This is a genomic window from Sphingomonas flavalba (assembly GCF_047553045.1).
Taxonomy (GTDB): domain Bacteria; phylum Pseudomonadota; class Alphaproteobacteria; order Sphingomonadales; family Sphingomonadaceae; genus Sphingomonas_L; species Sphingomonas_L flavalba_A.
Genome location: NZ_CP180208.1, coordinates 1,473,411 through 1,493,628 on the forward strand (window position 1 = coordinate 1,473,411; position 20,218 = coordinate 1,493,628).

At 69.3% G+C, this 20,218-nt stretch carries 22 protein-coding genes; 13 read left to right on the forward strand and 9 right to left on the reverse strand.

Annotated features, from left to right (window positions below; all coding sequences use genetic code 11):
* Positions 1-13: 13 nt before the first annotated feature.
* Genes ACMT1E_RS07080 through ACMT1E_RS07090 form a run of 3 tightly spaced genes read left to right on the forward strand, consistent with a single transcriptional unit; the run spans position 14 to position 2,278 of the window.
* Positions 14-970, forward strand: coding sequence for an RluA family pseudouridine synthase (locus ACMT1E_RS07080; protein ID WP_414903025.1), 957 nt, complete (start codon positions 14-16; stop codon positions 968-970).
* Between the two features lie 55 nt (positions 971-1,025).
* A complete protein-coding gene (rpoH, locus tag ACMT1E_RS07085; protein ID WP_414903027.1) occupies positions 1,026-1,934 on the forward strand; it encodes an RNA polymerase sigma factor RpoH in 909 nt (302 codons plus the stop codon).
* Positions 1,935-1,948: 14 nt separating this feature from the next.
* Complete coding sequence (locus ACMT1E_RS07090) at positions 1,949-2,278, forward strand: hypothetical protein (protein ID WP_414903028.1); 330 nt, start codon at positions 1,949-1,951, stop codon at positions 2,276-2,278.
* A 19-nt stretch (positions 2,279-2,297) separates the two neighbouring features.
* On the opposite strand, the gene ACMT1E_RS07095 is transcribed toward ACMT1E_RS07090, so the two are convergent.
* The 4 genes from ACMT1E_RS07095 to ACMT1E_RS07110 are packed head-to-tail and all read right to left on the reverse strand — an operon-like array spanning position 2,298 to position 6,088.
* Entirely contained in the window at positions 2,298-3,245 is a 948-nt protein-coding gene (locus ACMT1E_RS07095) for an acetyl-CoA carboxylase carboxyltransferase subunit alpha (RefSeq protein ID WP_414903029.1), read from the reverse strand.
* 14 nt (positions 3,246-3,259) lie between these two features.
* Positions 3,260-4,159, reverse strand: coding sequence for a tyrosine-type recombinase/integrase (locus ACMT1E_RS07100; protein ID WP_414903031.1), 900 nt, complete (start codon positions 4,157-4,159; stop codon positions 3,260-3,262).
* Positions 4,156-5,970 (reverse strand): hypothetical protein, encoded by a 1,815-nt coding sequence (locus ACMT1E_RS07105; protein WP_414903033.1) that lies wholly within the window; start codon positions 5,968-5,970, stop codon positions 4,156-4,158. Before ACMT1E_RS07105 ends, ACMT1E_RS07100 begins: the two co-directional genes overlap by 4 nt.
* Positions 5,951-6,088, reverse strand: a complete 138-nt coding sequence (locus ACMT1E_RS07110; RefSeq protein WP_414903035.1) for a hypothetical protein — start codon at positions 6,086-6,088, stop codon at positions 5,951-5,953. Before ACMT1E_RS07110 ends, ACMT1E_RS07105 begins: the two co-directional genes overlap by 20 nt.
* Positions 6,089-6,182: 94 nt before the next feature.
* Here ACMT1E_RS07110 and ACMT1E_RS07115 point away from each other — a divergent pair, with 94 nt between their 5' ends.
* On the forward strand, positions 6,183-6,725 hold the full coding sequence (locus tag ACMT1E_RS07115) for a shikimate kinase (protein ID WP_414903037.1): 543 nt from the start codon (positions 6,183-6,185) through the stop codon (positions 6,723-6,725).
* Positions 6,722-7,804 (forward strand): 3-dehydroquinate synthase, encoded by a 1,083-nt coding sequence (gene aroB, locus ACMT1E_RS07120; RefSeq protein ID WP_414903038.1) that lies wholly within the window; start codon positions 6,722-6,724, stop codon positions 7,802-7,804. The genes ACMT1E_RS07115 and aroB overlap by 4 nt, the downstream gene beginning before the upstream one ends.
* Positions 7,805-7,816: 12 nt before the next feature.
* Here the strand turns inward: aroB and ACMT1E_RS07125 are convergent, their stop codons facing one another.
* The 5 genes from ACMT1E_RS07125 to radA all read right to left on the reverse strand — a co-directional run bounded on the left by ACMT1E_RS07125 (position 7,817) and on the right by radA (position 12,278).
* Entirely contained in the window at positions 7,817-8,101 is a 285-nt protein-coding gene (locus ACMT1E_RS07125; protein WP_414903309.1) for a DUF423 domain-containing protein, read from the reverse strand.
* Positions 8,102-8,135: 34 nt separating this feature from the next.
* Positions 8,136-9,872, reverse strand: coding sequence for a cation:proton antiporter (locus ACMT1E_RS07130; protein WP_414903039.1), 1,737 nt, complete (start codon positions 9,870-9,872; stop codon positions 8,136-8,138).
* A complete protein-coding gene (locus tag ACMT1E_RS07135) occupies positions 9,872-10,303 on the reverse strand; it encodes an iron-sulfur cluster assembly scaffold protein (protein ID WP_414903041.1) in 432 nt (143 codons plus the stop codon). Before ACMT1E_RS07135 ends, ACMT1E_RS07130 begins: the two co-directional genes overlap by 1 nt.
* A complete protein-coding gene (locus tag ACMT1E_RS07140; protein WP_414903042.1) occupies positions 10,300-10,824 on the reverse strand; it encodes a CvpA family protein in 525 nt (174 codons plus the stop codon). The genes ACMT1E_RS07135 and ACMT1E_RS07140 overlap by 4 nt, the downstream gene beginning before the upstream one ends.
* Positions 10,825-10,904: 80 nt before the next feature.
* Positions 10,905-12,278 carry a DNA repair protein RadA gene (gene radA, locus ACMT1E_RS07145; protein ID WP_414903044.1) on the reverse strand — a complete coding sequence of 458 codons (1,374 nt, stop codon included), beginning with the start codon at positions 12,276-12,278 and terminating at the stop codon, positions 10,905-10,907.
* Positions 12,279-12,391: 113 nt separating this feature from the next.
* Between radA and ACMT1E_RS07150 the strand changes: the two genes are divergently transcribed.
* The 8 genes from ACMT1E_RS07150 to accD all read left to right on the forward strand — a co-directional run bounded on the left by ACMT1E_RS07150 (position 12,392) and on the right by accD (position 20,085).
* Positions 12,392-13,087: an endonuclease/exonuclease/phosphatase family protein gene (locus ACMT1E_RS07150; protein ID WP_414903046.1), complete on the forward strand. Its 696-nt coding sequence runs from the start codon at positions 12,392-12,394 to the stop codon at positions 13,085-13,087.
* Positions 13,087-15,363, forward strand: coding sequence for a patatin-like protein (locus tag ACMT1E_RS07155; RefSeq protein ID WP_414903311.1), 2,277 nt, complete (start codon positions 13,087-13,089; stop codon positions 15,361-15,363). Before ACMT1E_RS07150 ends, ACMT1E_RS07155 begins: the two co-directional genes overlap by 1 nt.
* Positions 15,364-15,437: 74 nt before the next feature.
* Positions 15,438-15,767, forward strand: a complete 330-nt coding sequence (locus ACMT1E_RS07160) for a lipopolysaccharide assembly protein LapA domain-containing protein (RefSeq protein WP_414903047.1) — start codon at positions 15,438-15,440, stop codon at positions 15,765-15,767.
* Positions 15,764-16,438, forward strand: coding sequence for an orotidine-5'-phosphate decarboxylase (gene pyrF, locus ACMT1E_RS07165; protein WP_414903049.1), 675 nt, complete (start codon positions 15,764-15,766; stop codon positions 16,436-16,438). The genes ACMT1E_RS07160 and pyrF overlap by 4 nt, the downstream gene beginning before the upstream one ends.
* A gap of 151 nt (positions 16,439-16,589) precedes the next feature.
* A complete protein-coding gene (locus ACMT1E_RS07170; protein ID WP_414903051.1) occupies positions 16,590-17,231 on the forward strand; it encodes a phosphoribosylanthranilate isomerase in 642 nt (213 codons plus the stop codon).
* On the forward strand, positions 17,228-18,439 hold the full coding sequence (gene trpB / locus ACMT1E_RS07175) for a tryptophan synthase subunit beta (RefSeq protein WP_414903053.1): 1,212 nt from the start codon (positions 17,228-17,230) through the stop codon (positions 18,437-18,439). The genes ACMT1E_RS07170 and trpB overlap by 4 nt, the downstream gene beginning before the upstream one ends.
* Positions 18,436-19,227 carry a tryptophan synthase subunit alpha gene (gene trpA, locus ACMT1E_RS07180; RefSeq protein WP_414903054.1) on the forward strand — a complete coding sequence of 264 codons (792 nt, stop codon included), beginning with the start codon at positions 18,436-18,438 and terminating at the stop codon, positions 19,225-19,227. Before trpB ends, trpA begins: the two co-directional genes overlap by 4 nt.
* 12 nt (positions 19,228-19,239) lie before the next feature.
* Positions 19,240-20,085, forward strand: coding sequence for an acetyl-CoA carboxylase, carboxyltransferase subunit beta (accD, locus tag ACMT1E_RS07185; protein WP_414903056.1), 846 nt, complete (start codon positions 19,240-19,242; stop codon positions 20,083-20,085).
* The last annotated feature ends 133 nt before the right edge of the window (positions 20,086-20,218 follow it).

Consider the following 20,218-nt stretch of genomic DNA (forward strand, 5'->3'; position numbering starts at 1 on the left):
ACCTACATGGACGATGGTTCCGGGGGTTTCCACGCTGAAAGCGGTAATCGCGCACGATGCCGACGGATGGCGGCTCGACCGTGCGCTTGCCCACGCCCTCCCCACCCTGTCCCGCGAACGGCTGAAGGTGCTGATCGCGTCGGGCCAGGTCACCCGCGACGATGCTGCTATCGTCAGAGATCCCGCCGCCAAGGCGCTCGGCGGACAGAATTTCTCGGTTGTGGTGCCCCTTCCCGCGCCCGCCCACAATGTGCCGCAGGCGATCGCGCTTACCATCGCCTATGAGGACGATCATCTGATCGTTGTCGACAAGCCGGCCGGTCTGGTCGTCCACCCCGCCGCCGGCAACCTTGACGGCACGCTGGTCAACGCGCTGCTCCATCACTGCGCCGGCAATCTGTCCGGCATCGGCGGGGTTGCCCGGCCCGGCATCGTCCACCGGATCGACAAGGACACGTCGGGCCTGATCGTCGCCGCCAAGACCGATCGCGCCCATGAAGGGCTGGCGAAGCAGTTCGCCGCTCACAGCATAGAACGCCGCTACAAGGCGATCGTATCAGGGTTGCCGAATCCGGCCGCCGGCTCGGTCGACGCCCCGCTCGCCCGCAGCGCGCACGATCGCAAGAAAATGGCGGTGGTCCACGCCGATCGCGGCAAGCGCGCGGTGACGCATTATCGCCTCATTCAGCCGCTAAAACAGGCGGCGATGGTCGAATGCCGGCTGGAAACCGGCCGCACCCATCAGGTGCGGGTCCATATGGCGTCGATCGGCCATCCGTTGCTCGGCGACCCGGCCTATGGCCGGACGGGCGCGTCGCACCGCCCGGTGCTGAAACAGCTTGGCTTCGCCCGGCAGGCCCTGCATGCCGCCCGGCTTGGCTTCGTCCACCCGGTCAGTAGCGAAACTTTGACCTTTGATAGCGAATTACCTGACGACATGCAGGAACTGTTCAGGGCACTTATCGTATAGACTATGGAAAGAACCGGGGCTCCCCTCGCCCCGGTCAGGGAGATAACCGACGATCATGGCAAAAGGCAGCAATGTCCCGGCGACCATCCCCGCGCTGGGCGGCGAGGCGAGCCTCAATCGCTATCTCGCCGAGATCAAGAAATTCCCGATTCTGGCGCCCGAGCAGGAATATATGCTCGCCAAGCGTTTCCAGGAGCATCAGGACCCGGAGGCGGCGGCGCAGCTCGTCACCAGCCACCTGCGCCTCGTCGCGAAGATCGCGATGGGCTATCGCGGCTATGGCCTGCCGGTGTCGGAACTGATTTCCGAAGGCAATATCGGCCTGATGCAGGGCGTGAAGAAATTCGAGCCGGATCGCGGCTTCCGCCTCGCGACCTACGCGATGTGGTGGATTCGCGCGTCGATCCAGGAATTCATCCTGCGGTCGTGGAGCCTTGTCAAAATGGGCACCACCGCGGCGCAAAAGAAGCTGTTCTTCAACCTGCGGCGGATGAAGAACCGCCTCGACGCGTTCGAGGACGGCGACCTCAGCCCGGAACATCTGAAGAAGATCGCCGAAGACCTTGGCGTGACCGAGGCCGAGGTGACGTCGATGAACCGGCGCATGGCAATGGGGGGCGATACGTCGCTCAACGTGCCGATGCGCGAGGACGGCGAAGGGCAGTGGCAGGACTGGCTGGCCGATGAAGGCCCGTTGCAGGATGAGCGCATCGCCGAAGCCGAAGAGCGCGACGTGCGCCACGCCCTGCTGATCGAGGCGATGGACGACCTGAACGACCGCGAGAAGCATATTCTCTCGGAACGCCGCCTCGTCGACGAACCGAAGACGCTGGAGGAACTGAGCCAGGTCTACGGTGTCTCGCGCGAGCGGGTCCGCCAGATCGAGGTGCGTGCCTTCGAAAAGCTGCAGCGCGCGATGCTCCGCATTGCCGGCGCCAAGCGGCTGCTGCCCTCTCCGGCCTGATCGGAGCAGGCGACGTGGCGCTTGTCCTGGAGACGGCGATCGCGGAGCAACTGGCACGGCTCGGCCCCGAACAGCCGAGCCGCCTGACCGGCGCGGTCCGCGCTATGTCGGCCGATCTTGCTCGCGACGATATCCGGCCGACGCTAGGTCAGATGGTTGCGTCCGGCGCGCTGTTCCGCTTCGGCACGATTTATGGCCTGCCCGAACAGCGCGCCGCGTTCATCACAAGCCAGCGCAGGTTGTTGCAAGAGGCCCGGGCGAAATCCCGCCAAACTCCCGACGGTTCGGTTCGGCTCCAGCGGGCATGGGCGGCGCTGGAAGATTTTGCCGCTCGCTCTGTTTAATCCGCCGCTGCGCGACGTTTTACAAATCACCCATTGCCAGGAATTTGCGTCGACGGTCGGCGCGCAGTTGATCGCCGGTCATGCCGGACAGCGAATCGAGCGTGCCGCCGATCGCTGCGCCCAGCGCGGCGATCGCCGCCGCCGGGTCGCGGTGGGCGCCACCGACCGGTTCCGGTACGATCTCGTCAATCACCTTTAGCCGCATCAGGTCCGCGGCCGTCACTTTCATCGCCTCGGCCGCATCGGGCGCCTTGTCTGCCGTCCGCCACAGGATCGACGCGCAGCCCTCCGGCGAGATCACCGAATAGACGGCATGTTCGAACATCAGCACCCGGTTGGCGGCGGCGATGCCGACCGCCCCGCCGGACCCGCCCTCGCCGACAATCGCGGCGACCATCGGCACGCCAAGCGCCAGACACGCCTCTGTCGACCGGGCGATGGCCTCGGCCTGGCCCCGCTCCTCGGCCTGCACGCCGGGAAAGGCCCCGGAGGTGTCGACCAGACTGACCACCGGCAGGCCGAACCGGTCGGCAAGCTGCATCAGGCGAATCGCCTTGCGGTAGCCCTCCGGCTTGCCCATGCCGAAATTGTGTTTCAGCCGGCTGGCGGTGTCGTCGCCCTTCTCATGGCCGATGACCAGCACCCGCCGCCCGCCGAGCCGCCCCAGCCCGCCGAGAATCGCCTGATCGTCGGCAAAGGCGCGGTCGCCGGCCAGCGGCATGAAATCTTCGACCAGTCCGGCGACATAATCCTTGAAATGCGGGCGTTGCGGGTGGCGGGCGACCTGCGTCTTCTGCCAGGGCGTCAGCTTCGCATAGGCGTCGCGCAGCATGCGGTCCGACTTGGCCTGAAGCTTGGCGACTTCCGGCTCGATGTCGATGGTGCCGCCGTTCGCGGTCTCGCGCAGTTCGGCGATCCGCGCCTGAAGCTCGGCGACGGGCTTCTCGAAATCCAGATAGGTTCTCATCAGGGTTAGGGGGGTTAAGCGCGGCGCCGGGCGGCGTCAACGAGGGGATGGCGGCTGTTGACCAGCTCGACCAGCCGCCGCGCGTCGACATGGGTGTAGATCTGCGTCGTCGCGATATCGGCATGACCCAGCATCGCCTGCAATGCGCGCAGGTCCGCCCCGCCTTCCAGCAGGTGGGTGGCGAAGGCGTGGCGCAGCACATGCGGCCCGACCCGGTCGGGCGGCACCCCGGCCTCCGCCGCCAGCGTCTTCAATATCTGATACAGCCTGATCCGGCTCAGATGTTTCGCGCCGGACGGGAACAGCCAGGCGCTGTCCGCCGGCACGTGCGCGCGCCAGCGGGCGACGGCGGCCCGTGCCTTGTCCGAAATCGGCACCAGCCGCTCGCGCCCGCCCTTGCCCTTCAGGATCAGGAACGGCCTGTCCCCGGCTATGGCGGCGCGCGGCAGCGATACCAGCTCCGTCGCGCGCAGGCCGGAGCCGTACAGCAGCTCGATCAGCGCCGACAGCCGCAGGTCGAGCGGCCGGGGCGCGGCGATACCGACGCGCGCATCCACCGCCGCGAACAGCCGGTCGACATCGGCATGGCTCAATATCTTCGGCAGCGGTCGCGCCTGCGCCGGGCGGGGCAGTGCCTTGCCGGGGTCGTCCGCCCGCAATCCTTCATCAGCCAGAAACGCATAGAACCGGCGCAATGCCGCCGCCTTGCGCGCCACCGTTGCGCGCGCCAGCGGCAACCACGCCGCGCCCAGCGCCGCCAGATCGTCCTCGTTCGCCACCGCCAGCCGCCCGCCAAGCAGCGCGGAGGCGCCATGCAGGTCGGTGCCGTAGGCGATGATCGTGTTCCGCGCCGCGCCGGCTTCCGCCGCCAGCATCTCGAGGAAACGCTCGATCAGCCGGCGGTCGTCACTCATGCCCGGGTAATCGCCTCGGCCGCGATCATCCGCGCTTCCGGCGCCCTGCCCACGGCGTTCAGCGCCGCGACGATGTGATACAGATAGGCCGGCGGCACCGCCCGCCATTCCCGCGTCTGCATGCCGACGGCGGCGAGCAGCGCCACCGTCGCCGGTTGGCGCGCGCGCGCCGCCCGGTCGATCGCGCGGGTCCAGTTGTCCTGCCGGCCGACCGGTACGTCGAAATCGCGGGCCAGCGTTTCGGCGTCGCTCGCCGGCAGGCGGCCCAGCCCGGCCAGCGCGGCGATCAGGAACCGCGCCTTGGCGGTTTCCGCGCCGCGCAGCGTCCCGGCATAATCGCGCACCCGCGCGGCGGTGACCGGCACCGCCTGCCCCGGCGCGCCGACGGCGAGCAGCGCCCAGGCGTCGCCCCCGGCACGGGTCGCCACCTCGCCCCATCGGGCGGCGGTGGTGTCGTAACCGGCGGTCAGCATCGCCGCGATAAGCCGTCCGGCGTCATCCTCGAACGCGCGGTCGGGGGCGACAAATGCCGCCGCGCGTGCGGTCAGGATCAGCCGAGCGAAGCGTTCGCGCGGGTCGCCAGACCCGTCCCACAGGTCGCGCAGCGCCGCAACCCGCGCTTGCGGCTCATCGGCAGCGGCCGCGCGGGCCAGTGCCTCGGCCACCGTCACCGGCGCCGAACCGACATCGCCGCTGTCGAGCACCGCGCCATACAGGTCGGCATAGGCGGCGGCGGAAAACACGCCGAGCGTCGCCGCCCACGATGCCGGGCCGACCCGCGCGGCCGGCTCCAGCATCGGCAGCCGCGCCTGCCAGGCGCGAACATGCGGGCCGACGCTGGCCATCAGCGGCTCCGGCACCGCCAATCCGGTCGCGCCCGCCAGGCCGAACCGCCAGGCGGTCAACTGGTTGACCCCGTCCCATTGGATATTGACCGCGCGCCGGCCGTTGACCCCCGCGCCGACCACCTTCTCCGCCAGCAACAGGTCGATGCCGCGCGCGCGTCCACTGCGCCGCGTCGCGTCGATGATCGCGCCCGCCGGCCCCGGTTCCGCCTGTAACGCCGCGCACATCGCCCGCGCCAGGTCCCACGATACCGTCTTGCCATAGGCTGTGCCCGGCTCGACCACCGGGCACAGCGCTGCCGGGTCGGCATTGGCCAGCGCCGCCTGCATCGCGATTTCGTACAGTTTTGGAGTGTATTTGTCGGAATCGATCCCGGCAACCAGCATCCGCGCCGGGTCCGCCTCGCCCATCCGCAGCAGCAGCCAGGCGCGCTCCGCCACCCAATCGGCTCCATCGATGCCGATTGGCGCCGGTGTCCGGCTTAGCAGCGCCCGCCGCAGAGTGATCGATGCCCAGCGCGAAGCGACTGGCGCCCGCGTCCCCCGCATCAGCCGTGCCAGAAACACCCCGTCGGCGCGGCCCCATGCGGCCGGGCCAAAACCACCGTCGCCACGGCCGAGCGGCCCGACGAAGGCGGGGTTGCGCTGCGCCTCCGGCGGCATGTCATAGGCGATCGCGCTATTGGTTTCGTCTTCTTCCGCCAGCGGGTCGGCGCCATTGGCCAGCGCCTCCGCATCGGCGGCCTGCTGGACCGACGACGGCAACAGGTCGGCGGGCGTCGGCGCGGTCGGGGTTGGCGCGGCGGCCGGCGCCGGGGTCGGTGCAGGGGCGGGCAGTGGATCGCCGAACCCGGAGGGCAGAATCGATTCGGGGGCTTTCTGGCCGAGCGCGGGCAGCGCCAGCGCGGCCAGCCCGGCCGTCGCCAGCAGCGCCGCCGCGACGCGGCTAGCGCGCCAGCTTGTCATCGGCCACCGGCTTCTCGACCCGGGTCAACGGCTTCTCGCTATCGACCCGCGACAGGGCGAACATCGTCGCGACAACAACGGCGAGGAGGATGAGGAGGGTAAGGGCATAACGGGACATGGCCTGACGCGAACCTTCTTGCTTCGCCGCCGGATTGCTGCGGCTCGTGGGCCTTTTGCCCGATGGCGGCCCTTTCTGTATAGCCCCGGCGCACATGAACCGGCCCGCATCCTCCCCTGATCCCCGCCCGACCCTGCCGATCGTGCTCGTCGGGCTGATGGGCGTCGGCAAGTCTACGGTCGGCAGGCGGCTGGCCTACCGGCTGCGCCTACCGTTCATCGATGCCGATCATGAAATCGAACGCGCCGCCGGCATGACGATCGCGGAAATGTTCGACCGCTATGGCGAAGCGCATTTCCGCGACGGAGAGCGACGGGTAATCGCCCGGCTGATCGACGGCCGGCCGAAAGTGGTGGCAACCGGCGGCGGCGCGTTCATGAACGAAGAGACCCGCACCCTGATTCTCGATCACGCGATAGCGGTCTGGCTGGATGCCGACATCAACGTGCTGGCGGACCGGGTGTCGCGCCGGGCCGGAACCCGGCCGCTGCTGCGCGATGGCGATCCCCGCGCCAAGCTGGCGGCGCTGGCGGCGGAGCGCAACCCCGTCTATGCGCTGGCGCCCATCCATGTGCGGAGCAACCCGGCGCCGCACGAAACCACCGTCAACGCGATCATCGAGGCTTTGAAGGCATGATCAGCATCCCGGTCGCGCTCGGCGCGCGCAGCTACGACGTGCTGATCGAGGACGGCGCGCTCGACAGTGCCGCCGATCATCTCGACCCCTGGCTGCACGGCCCGGCCGTCGTCGTCACCGACGAACACGTCGCCGCGCGCCAGCTTCCACGCCTTGCCGCATCGCTCGATATCCGCCCGGTCATCCTGCCCGCCGGCGAAGGCACCAAGAGCTGGTCCGGGCTGGAAAACCTGCTCGACCAGTTGCTCACCCTCGGTCTTGAGCGCGGCGACCATGTCATCGCGCTCGGCGGCGGCGTGATCGGCGACCTTGTCGGCTTCGCCGCGTCGATCCTGAAACGCGGCTGCAACTTCATCCAGATACCGACCAGCCTGCTCGCCCAGGTCGACAGTTCCGTCGGCGGCAAGACAGCGATCAACACCGTCGCCGGCAAGAATCTGGTTGGCAGCTTCCATCAACCGTCTTTCGTGCTGATCGACCCGACGGTGCTCGACACACTGCCGCCACGTGAATTGCGCGCCGGTTATGCGGAAGTGGTGAAATACGGGCTGATCGACGATTTCGCCTTCTTCGAATGGTGCGAGGCCAATGCCGCCGCGCTGCTCGCCGGCGATTCCGCCGCGCGGGCGGAAGCGATCGGGCGCAGCATCGCCGCCAAGGCGGCGATTGTCGCCGCCGACGAACGCGAAACGCTCGACCGGCGCGCATTACTCAACCTCGGCCATACCTTTGGCCATGCGCTGGAAGCGGAAACAGGCTTTTCGGACCGGCTGCTCCATGGCGAAGCGGTTGCCGCCGGGATCGCCCTCGCTTTCGCCTTCTCCGCCGAACGCGGGCTGTGCGCGGGGCAGGAGGCCACACGCGTCGCCGCCCATCTCGCCGCCGCCGGGCTGCCGACAACGCTGGCCGCCGCCGGTGTCTCAGCCAGCGGGGCGGCGCTCGTCGCGCATATGGCGCATGACAAGAAGATGAGCGGCGGGCGCCTGCCCTTCCTTCTCGCCCGCGGCATCGGGCGGACCTATGTCGACAAGACCGTCGATCTCGCCGACGTCGCCGCCTTCCTCGATCGCGCCGTCTGAAACGGGTAAACGCTAGCGCCGCAGCGCCACCCACAGCCAGCCGGCGATCATCGCCGCGCCGCCGATCGGGGTAATCGCGCCCAGCCAGCGCGGCGCGCCGAACGCCATCGCATACAGCGTCGCCGCGAACAGCGTCGCCCCGGTCAGCAGCAGCGCGCCCGCGCCCCGCGAGCGCCCGGTCAGCGCGATCACCGCGACGGCATGGACCAACTGGTAGAACGCGCCGGTCCGCAGCCATTCCGCCGCCGCACCATGCGCACCGTGCGCGCCATAGGCACCGGCCGCCCCGCCGACAATGCCGCCAGCGAGATCAGGCCGCCGCCCCGCCGCCTCATGCGCTTCCCGGCCGGAACATCATTTCCGCTCCTGCATATAAGTCTCCCGTCGCCGCCTGCGCCTGCATCCGTGCCACATCCCCTTGCCGGTATTTGTCCTCTGCGCGGTCGATTTCGTCCTCGTCGATGTCGAGGGCGGACAGCGCCAGCCGTGCCATGCGGATCGCCGAATCATGCACCTCGCGCACCACACCGGCGACCGGGGCGCCATCCAGCCGCAGCACCATCCGCCGATCGAATGCACGGACGAAGATCCGCGCATCTGGAAACGCCTCGGCCACCTCGGCGATCTGCGCGGCATCGGTCTCGCGGTCGTCATGGCAGAACAGGATCAGTTGCGCGTCCGCCGCGCCCGCCAGCCGCAGCAGGTCGACGCGCCGGCCGTCGCCGAAATAGACCTTGACCGCGAACGCGGCCGACACGTCGATCTGCTCGGCCTCCCAGTCGATCAGGGTCACGGTCAGCCCCTGCGCGGTCAGCATCTGCGCGACCGTCTGGCCGAACCGGCCATAACCGACAACGATCGCCGCCGCCCCGTCCGATCCGTTCGGCCCCTCGCGGGTGTCGCTGGTCGGCGGGGCGTTGCGCAGCCGCTTGCTCGCCATCATCAGGAATGGCGTCGCGGCCATCGACAGGGTGACAACCGCGCCGAACAAGCTGGCGGCGCGCGGTTCGATCAGCAGCGCCGACTGCGCCTGCGCGAACAGCACGAACGCGAATTCTCCGCCCTGGCTAAGCAGCAGCCCAAGCCCCAGCGCCGGTCGCCACGCCATGCCGAACAGCCGGATCAGGCCAAAGATGATCGCGGTTTTGGCCACGATCAGCGCCGCCGCCATGCCCAGCACGAACAGCGGCCGTTCAAAGACCACATGCAGGTCGAGCATCATGCCCACCGCGACGAAGAACAGGCCGAGCAGCACCGCGCGGAACGGGTCGATATCCGCCTCCAGCTCGTGCCGATACGGCGAATCGGCCAGCATCACCCCGGCGATGAACGCGCCGAGCGCGGTCGACAGGTGCAGCGCCTGCATCACCGTCGCGCTCGCCAGCACGCAGAACAGCCCGGCGGCGATGAACAGCTCGCGCTCGCCCAGCCCGCCGATCAGCCGGAACAAGGGGTTGAGCAGGTAACGCCCGGCCAGCACCAGCCCGATGATCGCGCCTACCGTGTAAACCGCCAGTACCCAGCCCGGCGGCGCCCCAGGGTCGGGCGGCGCGCGCGAAAGGGCGGCGATCACCGTAATCATCGGGATCAGCGACAGGTCCTGCAGCAGCAAGATCGAAAACGCCCGCTCTCCGACCGGCGTGTGCAGCCGCCCGGCCGATTGCAGCATCGGCAGCACCTGCGCTGTCGACGACAGCGCCAGCGGCATGCCGAGGGCGATCGCCGCGGCCAGCGTGAATTCCGATCCGCCCCAGACGACCAGGCTCAACGCCACGCCGCACAGCACCACCTGCGCCACGCCCAGCCCGAATATGTCGCGCCGCAGCCGCCACAGCCGTGCCGGGCTCAGCTCCAGCCCGATCAGGAACAGCAACAGGGTAATGCCAAGCTCCGCGATGCCCAGCTTGCCCTGCGGGTCGCCGACCAGGCCCAACGCATGCGGGCCGATCGCCGCGCCGGCGACGATATAGCCCAGCGTCGCGCCCAGCCCCAGTCGACGAAAGAGAATCACGCACGCCAGCGCGGCGGTCAGCATCACCACGCCGTCGATGATCGCGCCGCCGTGCATCAGCCCGCCCGTGTCGCCAGCCGCGCCGCCTCCGCCGCCGCCTCGAACGCAAGGCGGATGGAGGCGTGGCGGCCACTGTGCGGCCGTGCCGGGGCAAGCACCGCCATGCCCGGCCAGTCCGGCGCCGCCTCGCTCTCCCCGGCCAGCCAGGCGGCCAGTGCATTGCGAACCGCGGCCAGCGCCGCCGCATCCCGCCCGATTGCGTGGCTCGCCATCAGGTTGGCGGATGCCTGCCCCAGCGCACAGGCGTTGACCAGCAAGCCCAGCCGCGCCACCCGCCCGGCATCGTCCAGGGCAATATCCACGGTCACCCGGCTGCCGCAGACCGGCGAGTATTTCTCGCTCGTCGCCTGCGGTTCGGCCAGCCGCCCGGTATGCGGAATTGTCGCGGCGAGCCGCAGGATATCAGCGTTATAAAGCGGCGCGTTCACGCCCGGTCCACCGGCAGGTCTGGCGGCGCCAGCCGCCGCTGGTTCATGTAATCGACCATCGCCTTGCCCGACGCGTTCAGCAGCGGGTAGCTGTGAGAGCTGCGCACCCATTCCGGCCGCCGCGTCGCGCCGCCGTTGATCGTGTCGAGCACCATCACCGCGACAAGGAAGATCAGCGTCGCGAAGATCAGTCCCTTCAGCGCGCCAAAGCCAACGCCGAGCAAGCGGTCGAACGCTCCGAGCACCGATTGCCGCGTTCGCGCACCGATCGCCCGCGCCAGATATTTTCCGACCAGAAATGTCACGCCGAACAGAACGGCAAACGCCAAGGTCGCGGCGCCGGCGCTGGTCCCGACCCAGTCGAGCATTCTTTCGGTCACCGGCGTGTGGAAGAATTTGACCGCCAGTATCGCCAACACCCACGCGAACAGCGACAGCGCCTCGGTCACGAAGCCGCGCAGCCCGCCGAGCACGGCGCCGCCGCCGACAAGCAGGATGACGATAATGTCGAGCGCTGTCATCGCCGTTCCACCTGTTCCTCTGCCGGGGCCGGCCCCATAGCCGCCGACCCGGCACCAAGTCGAGAGAGCAACATCGCCACCTATCCGCGCCCCAGCATATGGTCGACCAGCCCGCCCAGCGTCGTGAAGCGGGACAGCGCCATGCCGCCCGCCTCCGCCTGCACCCCCGCCGGCGCCAGCGCACGGGAAAAGCCCAGCTTCGCCGCCTCGCGCAGCCGCAGCCCGGCATGGGCGACCGGCCTGATCTCGCCGGACAGCGCCACCTCGCCGAACGCCACCGCATCGGACGGCAGCGGCCGCTCGGCCAGCGCTGAAACCAGCGCCGCCGCAACCGCCAGGTCGGCGGCCGGGTCGGACAGGCGGTATCCGCCAGCGACGTTCAGATAGACTTCGGCGGTCGAAAAACTCAGCCCGCACCGCGCCTCCAGCACCGCCAGCACCATCGCCAGCCGCCCGGAGTCCCAGCCGACGACCCCGCGCCGGGGCGTCGCCCCGCTCGCCAGCCGCACGGTCAGCGCCTGAATCTCGACAAGCACCGGCCGCGTTCCCTCCAGCGCCGGGAAAACCACCGCGCCGGTCACCGCCTCGCCCCGGTCGGTCAGGAACAGGGTCGACGGGTTGGTCACCTCCTCCAGCCCGGCGGCGGCCATCGCGAACACGCCGATCTCCTCGGTGCCGCCGAACCGGTTCTTGATCGCGCGCAGAATGCGGTACTGGTGGCTGCGCTCGCCCTCGAAGGAAAGGACGGTGTCAACCATATGCTCCAGCACCCGTGGCCCGGCGATCGTCCCGTCCTTGGTGACATGGCCGACCAGAACCAGCGCGGTGCCGCTCTCCTTGGCGTAACGGATCAGTTCCTGCGCGGATGCGCGCACCTGGCTTACGGTGCCCGGCGCGCCTTCGATCAGGTCGCTGTGCATCGTCTGGATCGAATCGATGACCAGCAGCGCCGGCGCCGTCCCCTGCCCCAGTGTCGTCAATATGTCGCGGACCGACGTCGCCGCCGCCAGCGCCACCGGCGCCTTGCCCAGCCCCAGCCGCTGCGCGCGCAGCCTTACCTGATCGGTCGCTTCCTCGCCGGACACATAGGCGATCTGCCCCCCGGCCAGCGCCAGCTTCGCCGCCGCCTGCAACAGCAGGGTCGACTTGCCGATACCGGGGTCGCCGCCGATCAGCGTCGCCGATCCACTGACAAATCCGCCGCCCAGCGCCCGGTCCAGTTCGGCAATGCCGGTGACCATCCGTTCCGGCAGCGCGATTTCCGCGTCCAGCCCGACCAGCGCGAACGGCCTGCCGCCCGACTGCAGGTTGTGCCGTGCCTGAAACGGCGTCACCACCGCACCGGCATCCTCGACCAGCGTGTTCCATTCCCCGCAATCGACGCATTGTCCCGCCCATTTGGGCGATACCGATCCGCACGCCTGGCAGACATAACGCTTCTGGGGCTTGGCCATCCTCGCGATGTATGCCGTCCGGCCGCGAAGCCCAAGCCCCTTCCGCGGTAATACGACGGAAACTCCGCCCGGCCGTTGCGTTCCTTGGCCATGCCCCTATGCATCCTTGTCGCATGATCCGCGTCGCCAGCTACAATATGCGCAAAGCCATCGGCACCGATCGGCGCCGCTTGCCGGCGCGGACAATCGACGTGCTGCGCGAAATCGGCGCCGACGTGGTCGCGCTTCAGGAAGCGGACCGGCGCTTCGGCGCGCGGCTCAGCGCGATCCCGCACTATCTTCTGGATGACCAGAGCGACCTGCGCGCCGTCGATTTCGGCGTCCGGCCGGACGGAATGGGCTGGCATGGCAATGCGATACTGGTCAGGAAGTCGGTCGAGGTCATCGACCGTGCCGTCATCCATATCCCGACGCTGGAACCGCGCGGCGCGGTACGGGCCGATCTGCGGGTGCGCGGCCAGCACATCCGCGTCGTCGGCATGCATCTCGATCTGTCGGGCCTGCGCCGCCGGCGGCAGGCAAGGGCGATCATCGCTCATCTCGAATCGCTCGACGGTACGCTCCCGACCGTGTTGATGGGTGACCTGAACGAATGGAGCCCGGAAGGCGGCTGCCTGCGCGACTTTGCCGATCATTACGGCTTCGTCCCCTGCGGACGCAGTTTTCACGCGCGCCGCCCGGTCGTGGCGCTCGACCGGATCATGGTCAGCCCGGACGTCACGGTCGAGGCATGCGGCGTCCACCGCTCGCCTGCCGCGCGGCTCGCGTCGGACCATCTGCCGATCTGGGCTACGGTGGAGCCGCAATGATCCGCGAGAAGGAACTGCGGCTGGCGCTGGTCTGCTACGGCGGCATCAGCCTCGCGGTCTACATGCACGGCGTCACCAAGGAAATCTGGCGCCTCGCCCGCGCCAGCCGTGCCTTCCACGATGGTGAGGCTGCCGCCGGCGGCAGCCAGGGCGTCTACCGCGGCCTGCTCGAACGGATAGAGGTGGACGCCGGGCTGCGGCTGACCGTGTTCACCGACATCATCACCGGCGCCAGCGCCGGCGGCATCAACGGCGTTTTTCTCGCTCAGGCGATCGACACCGGCCAGTCGCTCGATCCGCTGACCGACCTGTGGCTTGAAGTCGCCGATGTCGAACGGCTGCTCGACCCGGCGGCGCGCGCCGCCTCGCGGCTCAGCAAGATCTGGGCGGCGCCGCTGGCGATCATGGCCGCCCGGCGCGGCGCCTCGGTCGACGATGTCGATCCCGAAGTGCATGATGAGGTTCGCGCCAAACTCAGCGCCTTTGTCCGGTCGCGCTGGTTCGCGCCGCCGTTTGGCGGTCCCGGCTTTACCGGCCTGCTGCTCGACGCATTGCAGGCCATGGCCGAAACCCCGGCCGGTCCGCGCCTGCTGCCCCCGACCCAGCCGCTTGACCTGACCGTCACCGTCACCGATTTCCACGGCCACCCGGAACGGGTGCGGCTGAACAGCCCGGCTGAAATCGTCGAAACCGAACACCGGCTGTCCATCGGTTTCACCTGCCCGGCCGGTGGCGGTCATTTCGCGGCGATCCCCGACCTCGCCTTCGCCTGCCGGGCAACCGCCAGCTTCCCCGGCGCCTTTCCCGCCTTCACGGTTACCGAGATCGACGGTGTGCTTGCCGACCGCGACATCGCCTGGCCGGAACGTGACGCCTTCCTCGCCCGTGCGCTGCCCGCGCACAGCGCGGCGGGGGCGGCAGAGCAGGCCGTGCTGATCGACGGGTCGGTGCTGGCCAACGCGCCGTTCCGCCCGGCGTTCGACGCGCTGAAAAACCGCCCGGCCCGGCGGGAGGTCGACCGACGCTTCGTCTATATCGATCCGAAGCCGGGCGTCCGCAGCGTCAAGCTGCTCGGCGGCGGCGACACCGTGCCCGGCTTTTTCACCACCATTCTCGGCGCCTTGTCGGACATCCCGCGTGAGCAGCCGATCCGCGACACGCTGGAGGCGATCGCCGGCCGCTCGGCGCGGATCACCCGCACCCGGCGGATCATCGATTCGCTCCAGGGCGAGGTGGAGGAGACGATCGAGGCGCTTTACGGCCGCACCTTCTTCCTCGACCGGCCGACACCGGCGCGGCTCGCCGGCTGGCGGGCCAAGGCGCAAACGGCGGCCGCCAAACAGGCCGGTTCCGCCTACGCCGCCTACGGCCATCTGAAGGTCGCCGGGATCATCGAGGAAATCGCCTCGCTGTTCGAACGGATCGGCTGGCGGGGCGAGCGCACCACCCTGCGCGATGCGCTGTGGGATCATTGCCAGGCGGCGGGGCTTGAACGGGTTTCGGGCACCGGCGGCGGCGCAACCCCTGCGGCGATCGCCTTCTTTCGCGCCCATGATCTTGGCTTCCGTATCCGCCGCCTGCGCTCGCTTGCCGCCCGGCTCGCTACCCTGTCGGAAGGCGGCGACCCCGCGATCGAGGCGATGCGGACGGAGGTGTTCACCCTGCTGTCGCCCTATCTCGACCGCGAGACGCCGCAATTCTACGCGCCGACGCTGGCGGAACTGCTGCGCGCGAAGGATCTGCCCGCCGCGCTCGACAGCCTCGCCGCCCAGCGCGCGCTGAGCGCCGTCGACACGGAAACCGATGCCCGGCTGGCGGCGGCGATGGCCGGCCTGCCCCGCGGCCAGCGGCGTGAAATGCTGCTCGCCTATCTCGGCTTCCCCTTCTACGACATCGCCACCCTGTCGTTGACCCAGGGGGAAAGCGGCGGCGAGTTCGACCCGGTCAAGGTCGACCGGATCGCGCCCGACGACTGTACCTCGATCCGCGCCGGCGGGGCGGAAGCGACGCTGAAGGGCATCCGCTTCAACAGTTTCGGGGCCTTCTTCAGCCGCGCCTATCGCGAAAACGACTATCTGTGGGGCCGGCTTCACGGGGCGGAGCGGGTAATCGACCTGCTTGTCTCCACCCTGCCGCCCGGAACGACGCTGCCGCCGGGGGCCGTCGCCACCTGCAAGCGCGAGGCGTTTCTGGCCATCCTCGATGAAGAAGAACCCCGCCTCACCGCCGTTCCGCAGCTCTTCACCCAGCTCCGCCGGGAAATCGGCAGCCCCTGACCGCCCGCCCGGACTCGCCTTTTCCCGCCATTCTGCATAGAGTGGCGCCCGACCGGAAGCAGACGGAACCGACCATGCAATTCCTGAAAACCCTGTTCTGGGCCGTGCTCGCCGTGCTCATCGCCCTGTTCTGCTACAACAACTGGGTGGTGGTGCCGGTCAACCTGTGGGACGGGCTGATCCTCGAAACCAAGCTGCCGATGCTGCTGCTCGTCGCCTTCCTCGCCGGGCTGCTGCCGGCGCTGCTGCTCCACGGCGCATCGCGCTGGCGCTGGCGCCGCCGGCTGGACGCCAGCGAGCGCGCCCTTGCGGACGAACGCGCCGCCAACGCGCCGCCGGTTCCCGCGCCAGCTGCGCAGACCATCGCCCCCGGCACCCCCGTCGACATGGCGCCGCTGCCATGAGCAGTTGCATCTACGTCGCGCTCGACACCCCCGATCTCGATCAGGCGATGGCGATCGCCCAGCGCGTTTCCAGCCATATCGGCGGCATCAAGCTCGGCCTTGAATTCTTCTCCGCCAACGGCCGTGCCGGGGTGCGTGACATGGCCTCGCTCGGCCTGCCGATCTTCCTCGACCTGAAACTGCACGACATTCCCAACACCGTCGCCAAGGCGATCCAGGCGCTGCGCCCGCTGAAACCGGCGATCCTGACCGTCCACGCCGCCGGCGGCCGGGCGATGATGGAAGACGCGAAGGCCGCCGCCCCGGCCGGCACCCGGGTTGTCGCCGTCACCGTGCTGACCAGCCTCGACAATCGCGACCTCAGCCGCATCGGCGTGCCCGACGGCTCCGCCGCACAGGTGGAACGGCTGACCCTGCTCGCCCGCGACGCCGGTCTGGACGGCGTCGTCTGCTCCGGCGCCGAAGTCGCGGCGGCGAAGGCGTTGTGGCCGGACGGTTTCTTCGTCGTCCCCGGCGTCCGCCCGGCGGACGGCAGCAGCGGCGACCAGAAACGGGTGGTCACCCCCCGCGCCGCCCTCGACGCTGGCGCCTCGATCCTGGTCATCGGCCGCCCGATCACCCAGGCCCCCGACCCCGACCAGGCCGCCCGCGCGATCAAGGCCACGCTCTAAGGGGGTGCGTCCCTCGACTACGCTCGGGATGGACGGAGGATTAAAAAGAGAACACCTCTCCATCTCCGTCCATCCCGAGCGTAGTCGAGGGACGCACCAACCCCGGAAGCGCCCGGTTCCCTTCCACCGCCATACCGCCTAAAGCCCCCCGATGCCCGCCACCGCGAAAATCTGCGGCCTGACCACGCCCGCCACCCTTGATGCTGCCATCGCCGGGGGCGCCAGCCATGTCGGCTTCGTGTTCTTTCCGCCCAGCCCCCGCCATCTGGCGCTGGACCGGGCGCCGTCGCTCGCCGCGCGGGTGCCGGATCGCATCCACCGCACCGGCGTGTTCGTCGACCCAGACGATGCGCTGCTCGACGCCGCCATCGCCGCCGCGCGCCTTGCGGTGCTGCAATTGCACAAGACCGCACCGGCCCGGGTCGCCGCCATCCGCACGCGCTTTCCCGCCATTGCGCTGTGGCCGGTCGTTGCCGTCCGCACCCGTGCCGACCTCGACGCCGCCCGCCCCTTTGCCCCGCTCGCCGAGCGCATCCTTTATGACGCCAAGACGCCGGACGCGGCGGCGCTGCCCGGCGGCATGGGCCTGCGCTTCGACTGGCGGCTGCTCGACGGCTTCGTCCACCCGCGCCCCTGGCTGCTGTCGGGCGGGCTGGACGCCGGCAATGTCGGCGAGGCGATCGCCGCGACCGGCGCCGATCTGGTCGACGTGTCCTCCGGCGTCGAAACCGCGCCCGGCATCAAGGATGTGGACAAGATCGCCGCATTCCTTAAAGCCGTTCGCCTGTCATGACCCTGCCCAACACGCTCAGGAACCAGCCCGACGAAACCGGGCATTTCGGTCCGTTCGGCGGCCGCTACGTCGCAGAGACGCTGATGCCGCTGATCCTCGATCTGGAACGCGAATACCGTTCGGCCAAGGCGGACCCCGCCTTCGACGCGGAATTTCGCGACCTGCTGAAACAATATGTCGGCCGCCCCAACCCGCTCTATTTCGCCCGGCGGCTGACCGAGGAATTGGGCGGCGCGAAAATCTACCTGAAGCGCGAGGAACTGAACCACACCGGCGCGCACAAGATCAACAACTGCATCGGCCAGATCCTCCTCGCCCGGCGGATGGGCAAGGGGCGGATCATCGCCGAAACCGGTGCCGGCCAGCACGGCGTCGCGACGGCGACGGTCGCGGCGCTGTTCGGCCTGCCCTGCACCATCTTCATGGGCGCGGTCGACGTCGCCCGCCAGCAGCCGAACGTGTTCCGCATGAAACTGCTCGGCGCCGATGTCGTCGCGGTGGAAAGCGGCGCACAGACGCTGAAGGACGCGATGAACGAGGCGCTGCGCCACTGGGTCGCCAACGTCCACGACACCTTCTACATCATCGGCACCGCCGCCGGCCCGCATCCCTATCCGGAACTGGTCCGCGATTTTCAGTCGGTGATCGGCCGCGAAGCGCGCGAACAGATTCTGGCGGCGGAAGGTCGCCTGCCCGACATGCTGATCGCTCCGGTCGGCGGCGGATCGAACGCAATCGGCCTGTTCCACCCGTTCCTCGACGATGAAGGCGTCGAGATCGTCGGGGTAGAGGCGGCGGGCGACGGCCTGTCGACGGATCGCCACGCCGCGAGCATCGCCGGCGGCAGCCCCGGCATCCTCCACGGCAACCGCACCTATCTGCTGCAGGACGCCGACGGCCAGATTACCGAGGCGCACAGCATCTCCGCCGGGCTCGACTATCCCGGCATCGGCCCGGAACATAGCTGGCTGCACAGCATCGGCCGCGTCCGCTACGAACCGGCGACCGATGCGGAGGCGCTCGCCTCGTTCCAGCGGCTGTGCCGGCTGGAAGGGATCATCCCCGCGCTCGAATCCGCCCACGCCCTGGTCGTCGCCGAACGGCTGGCCCCGGCGATGGCGAAGGACAAGATCATCATCGTCAATCTCTCCGGCCGGGGGGACAAGGACATCTTCACCGTTGCCGACGCGCTTGGGGTGAAGCTGTGACCGCCCGCCTCTCCGCCGCGTTCGCCAAGGGGCGCCCGGCGCTCGTCACCTTCGTCACCGGCGGTGATCCGACCCCGGCGGATACCGGCGCGATCCTCGACGCGCTGGTCGCCGGTGGCGCCGACGTCATCGAACTCGGCATGCCGTTCACCGATCCGATGGCGGACGGCCCCGCGATCCAGAAGGCCAATCTGCGCGCGCTTGCCGCCGGCACCACCACGGCGGACCTGCTGGCGATCGCCACCGCCTTTCGCGGCCGCCACCCGGACGTGCCACTGGTGCTGATGGGCTATGCCAACCCGATGCTGCGGCGGGGCGCCGACTGGTTCGCCGAACAGGCCGCCGCCGCCGGAGTCGACGGCGTGATATGCGTCGACATCCCGCCGGAGGAGGATGCCGTGCTCGGCCCCGCCCTGCGCGCTGCCGGCATTTCGCCGATCCGGCTGGCAACGCCGACCACGGACGCCGCCCGCCTGCCCGCCGTGCTCGCCGGCGCCGGCGGCTTCCTCTATTACGTCTCGGTCGCCGGCATCACCGGCCTGCAACAGGCCGCACAGGCCAGCATCGACGCCGCCGTTACCCGGCTGAAGGCGGAAACCGGCCTGCCGGTCGCCGTCGGCTTCGGCATCCGCACGGCGGAGCAGGCCGCCGCCGTCGCCCGTGTCGCCGACGGCGTCGTCGTCGGTTCGGCGCTGGTCGACATCATCGCGCGCGACGGCGCCAAAGCGCCCGCCGCCATTACCGCCTATACCGCCGATCTCGCCCGCGCGATCGCCGGAACTGCCTGAGGAGACCGCCGCATGAGCTGGCTCAACCGCGTCCGCAACGCCCTGCCCTTCATCGCCAAGCGCGAAACGCCCGACAATCTGTGGCACAAATGCGGGTCGTGCGGGCAGTTGATCTTCGCGCGCGAGTGGGAAGAAAATCTCAACGTCTGCCCGAAATGCGGCCGGCATGACCGGATCGGCGCGCGCACCCGTTTCCGCCAGGTCTTCGACGAAGGCTACACGCTGCTGCCCAACCCGAAGGTGGCGGAAGACCCGCTGAAATTCCGCGATTCCAAACGCTATGCCGACCGGCTGAAACAGGCCCGTGCCGACACGCAGGAACCGGACGCGCTGCTCAACGCGCGCGGCACCATCGACGGCGAACGCGCGGTCGTCGGCGTGCAGGATTTCGGCTTCATGGGCGGGTCGATGGGGCTTGGCGTCGGCGCCGCCTTCGTCGCGGGCGCCCAGGCGGCGATTGCTGACAAATGCCCCTATATCATCTTCACCGCCGCTGGCGGCGCGCGGATGCAGGAAGGCATTTTGTCGCTGATGCAGATGCCGAAAACCACCGTCGCCATCGCCGAACTGCGCGAGGCCGGCCTGCCCTACATCGTCGTGCTGACCGACCCGACGACCGGCGGCGTCACCGCCAGCTACGCGATGCTCGGCGACGTCCAGATCGCCGAACCGAACGCGCTGATCGGCTTCGCCGGCCAGCGGGTGATCGAAAGCACGATCCGCGAAAAGCTGCCGGAGGGGTTCCAGCGCGCCGAATATCTGCTCGATCACGGCATGCTCGACATGGTCGTCGTTCGAAAAGACATGAAGGCCACCCTCGCCCGCCTGATCGCCTACCTCGCCCCGGTCCCGGCCTGAGGCTCGCACCGATCGCCCGTCATCGCGAGGCGCGCAGCGCCGCGGGCGATCCGGCACGGGTGCAAAACCCGCCGCTTCCATCGCACTCATCGCCGTTCTAGAGCCATCTTCTCCGCGCTCCCGCTAAGGCAGG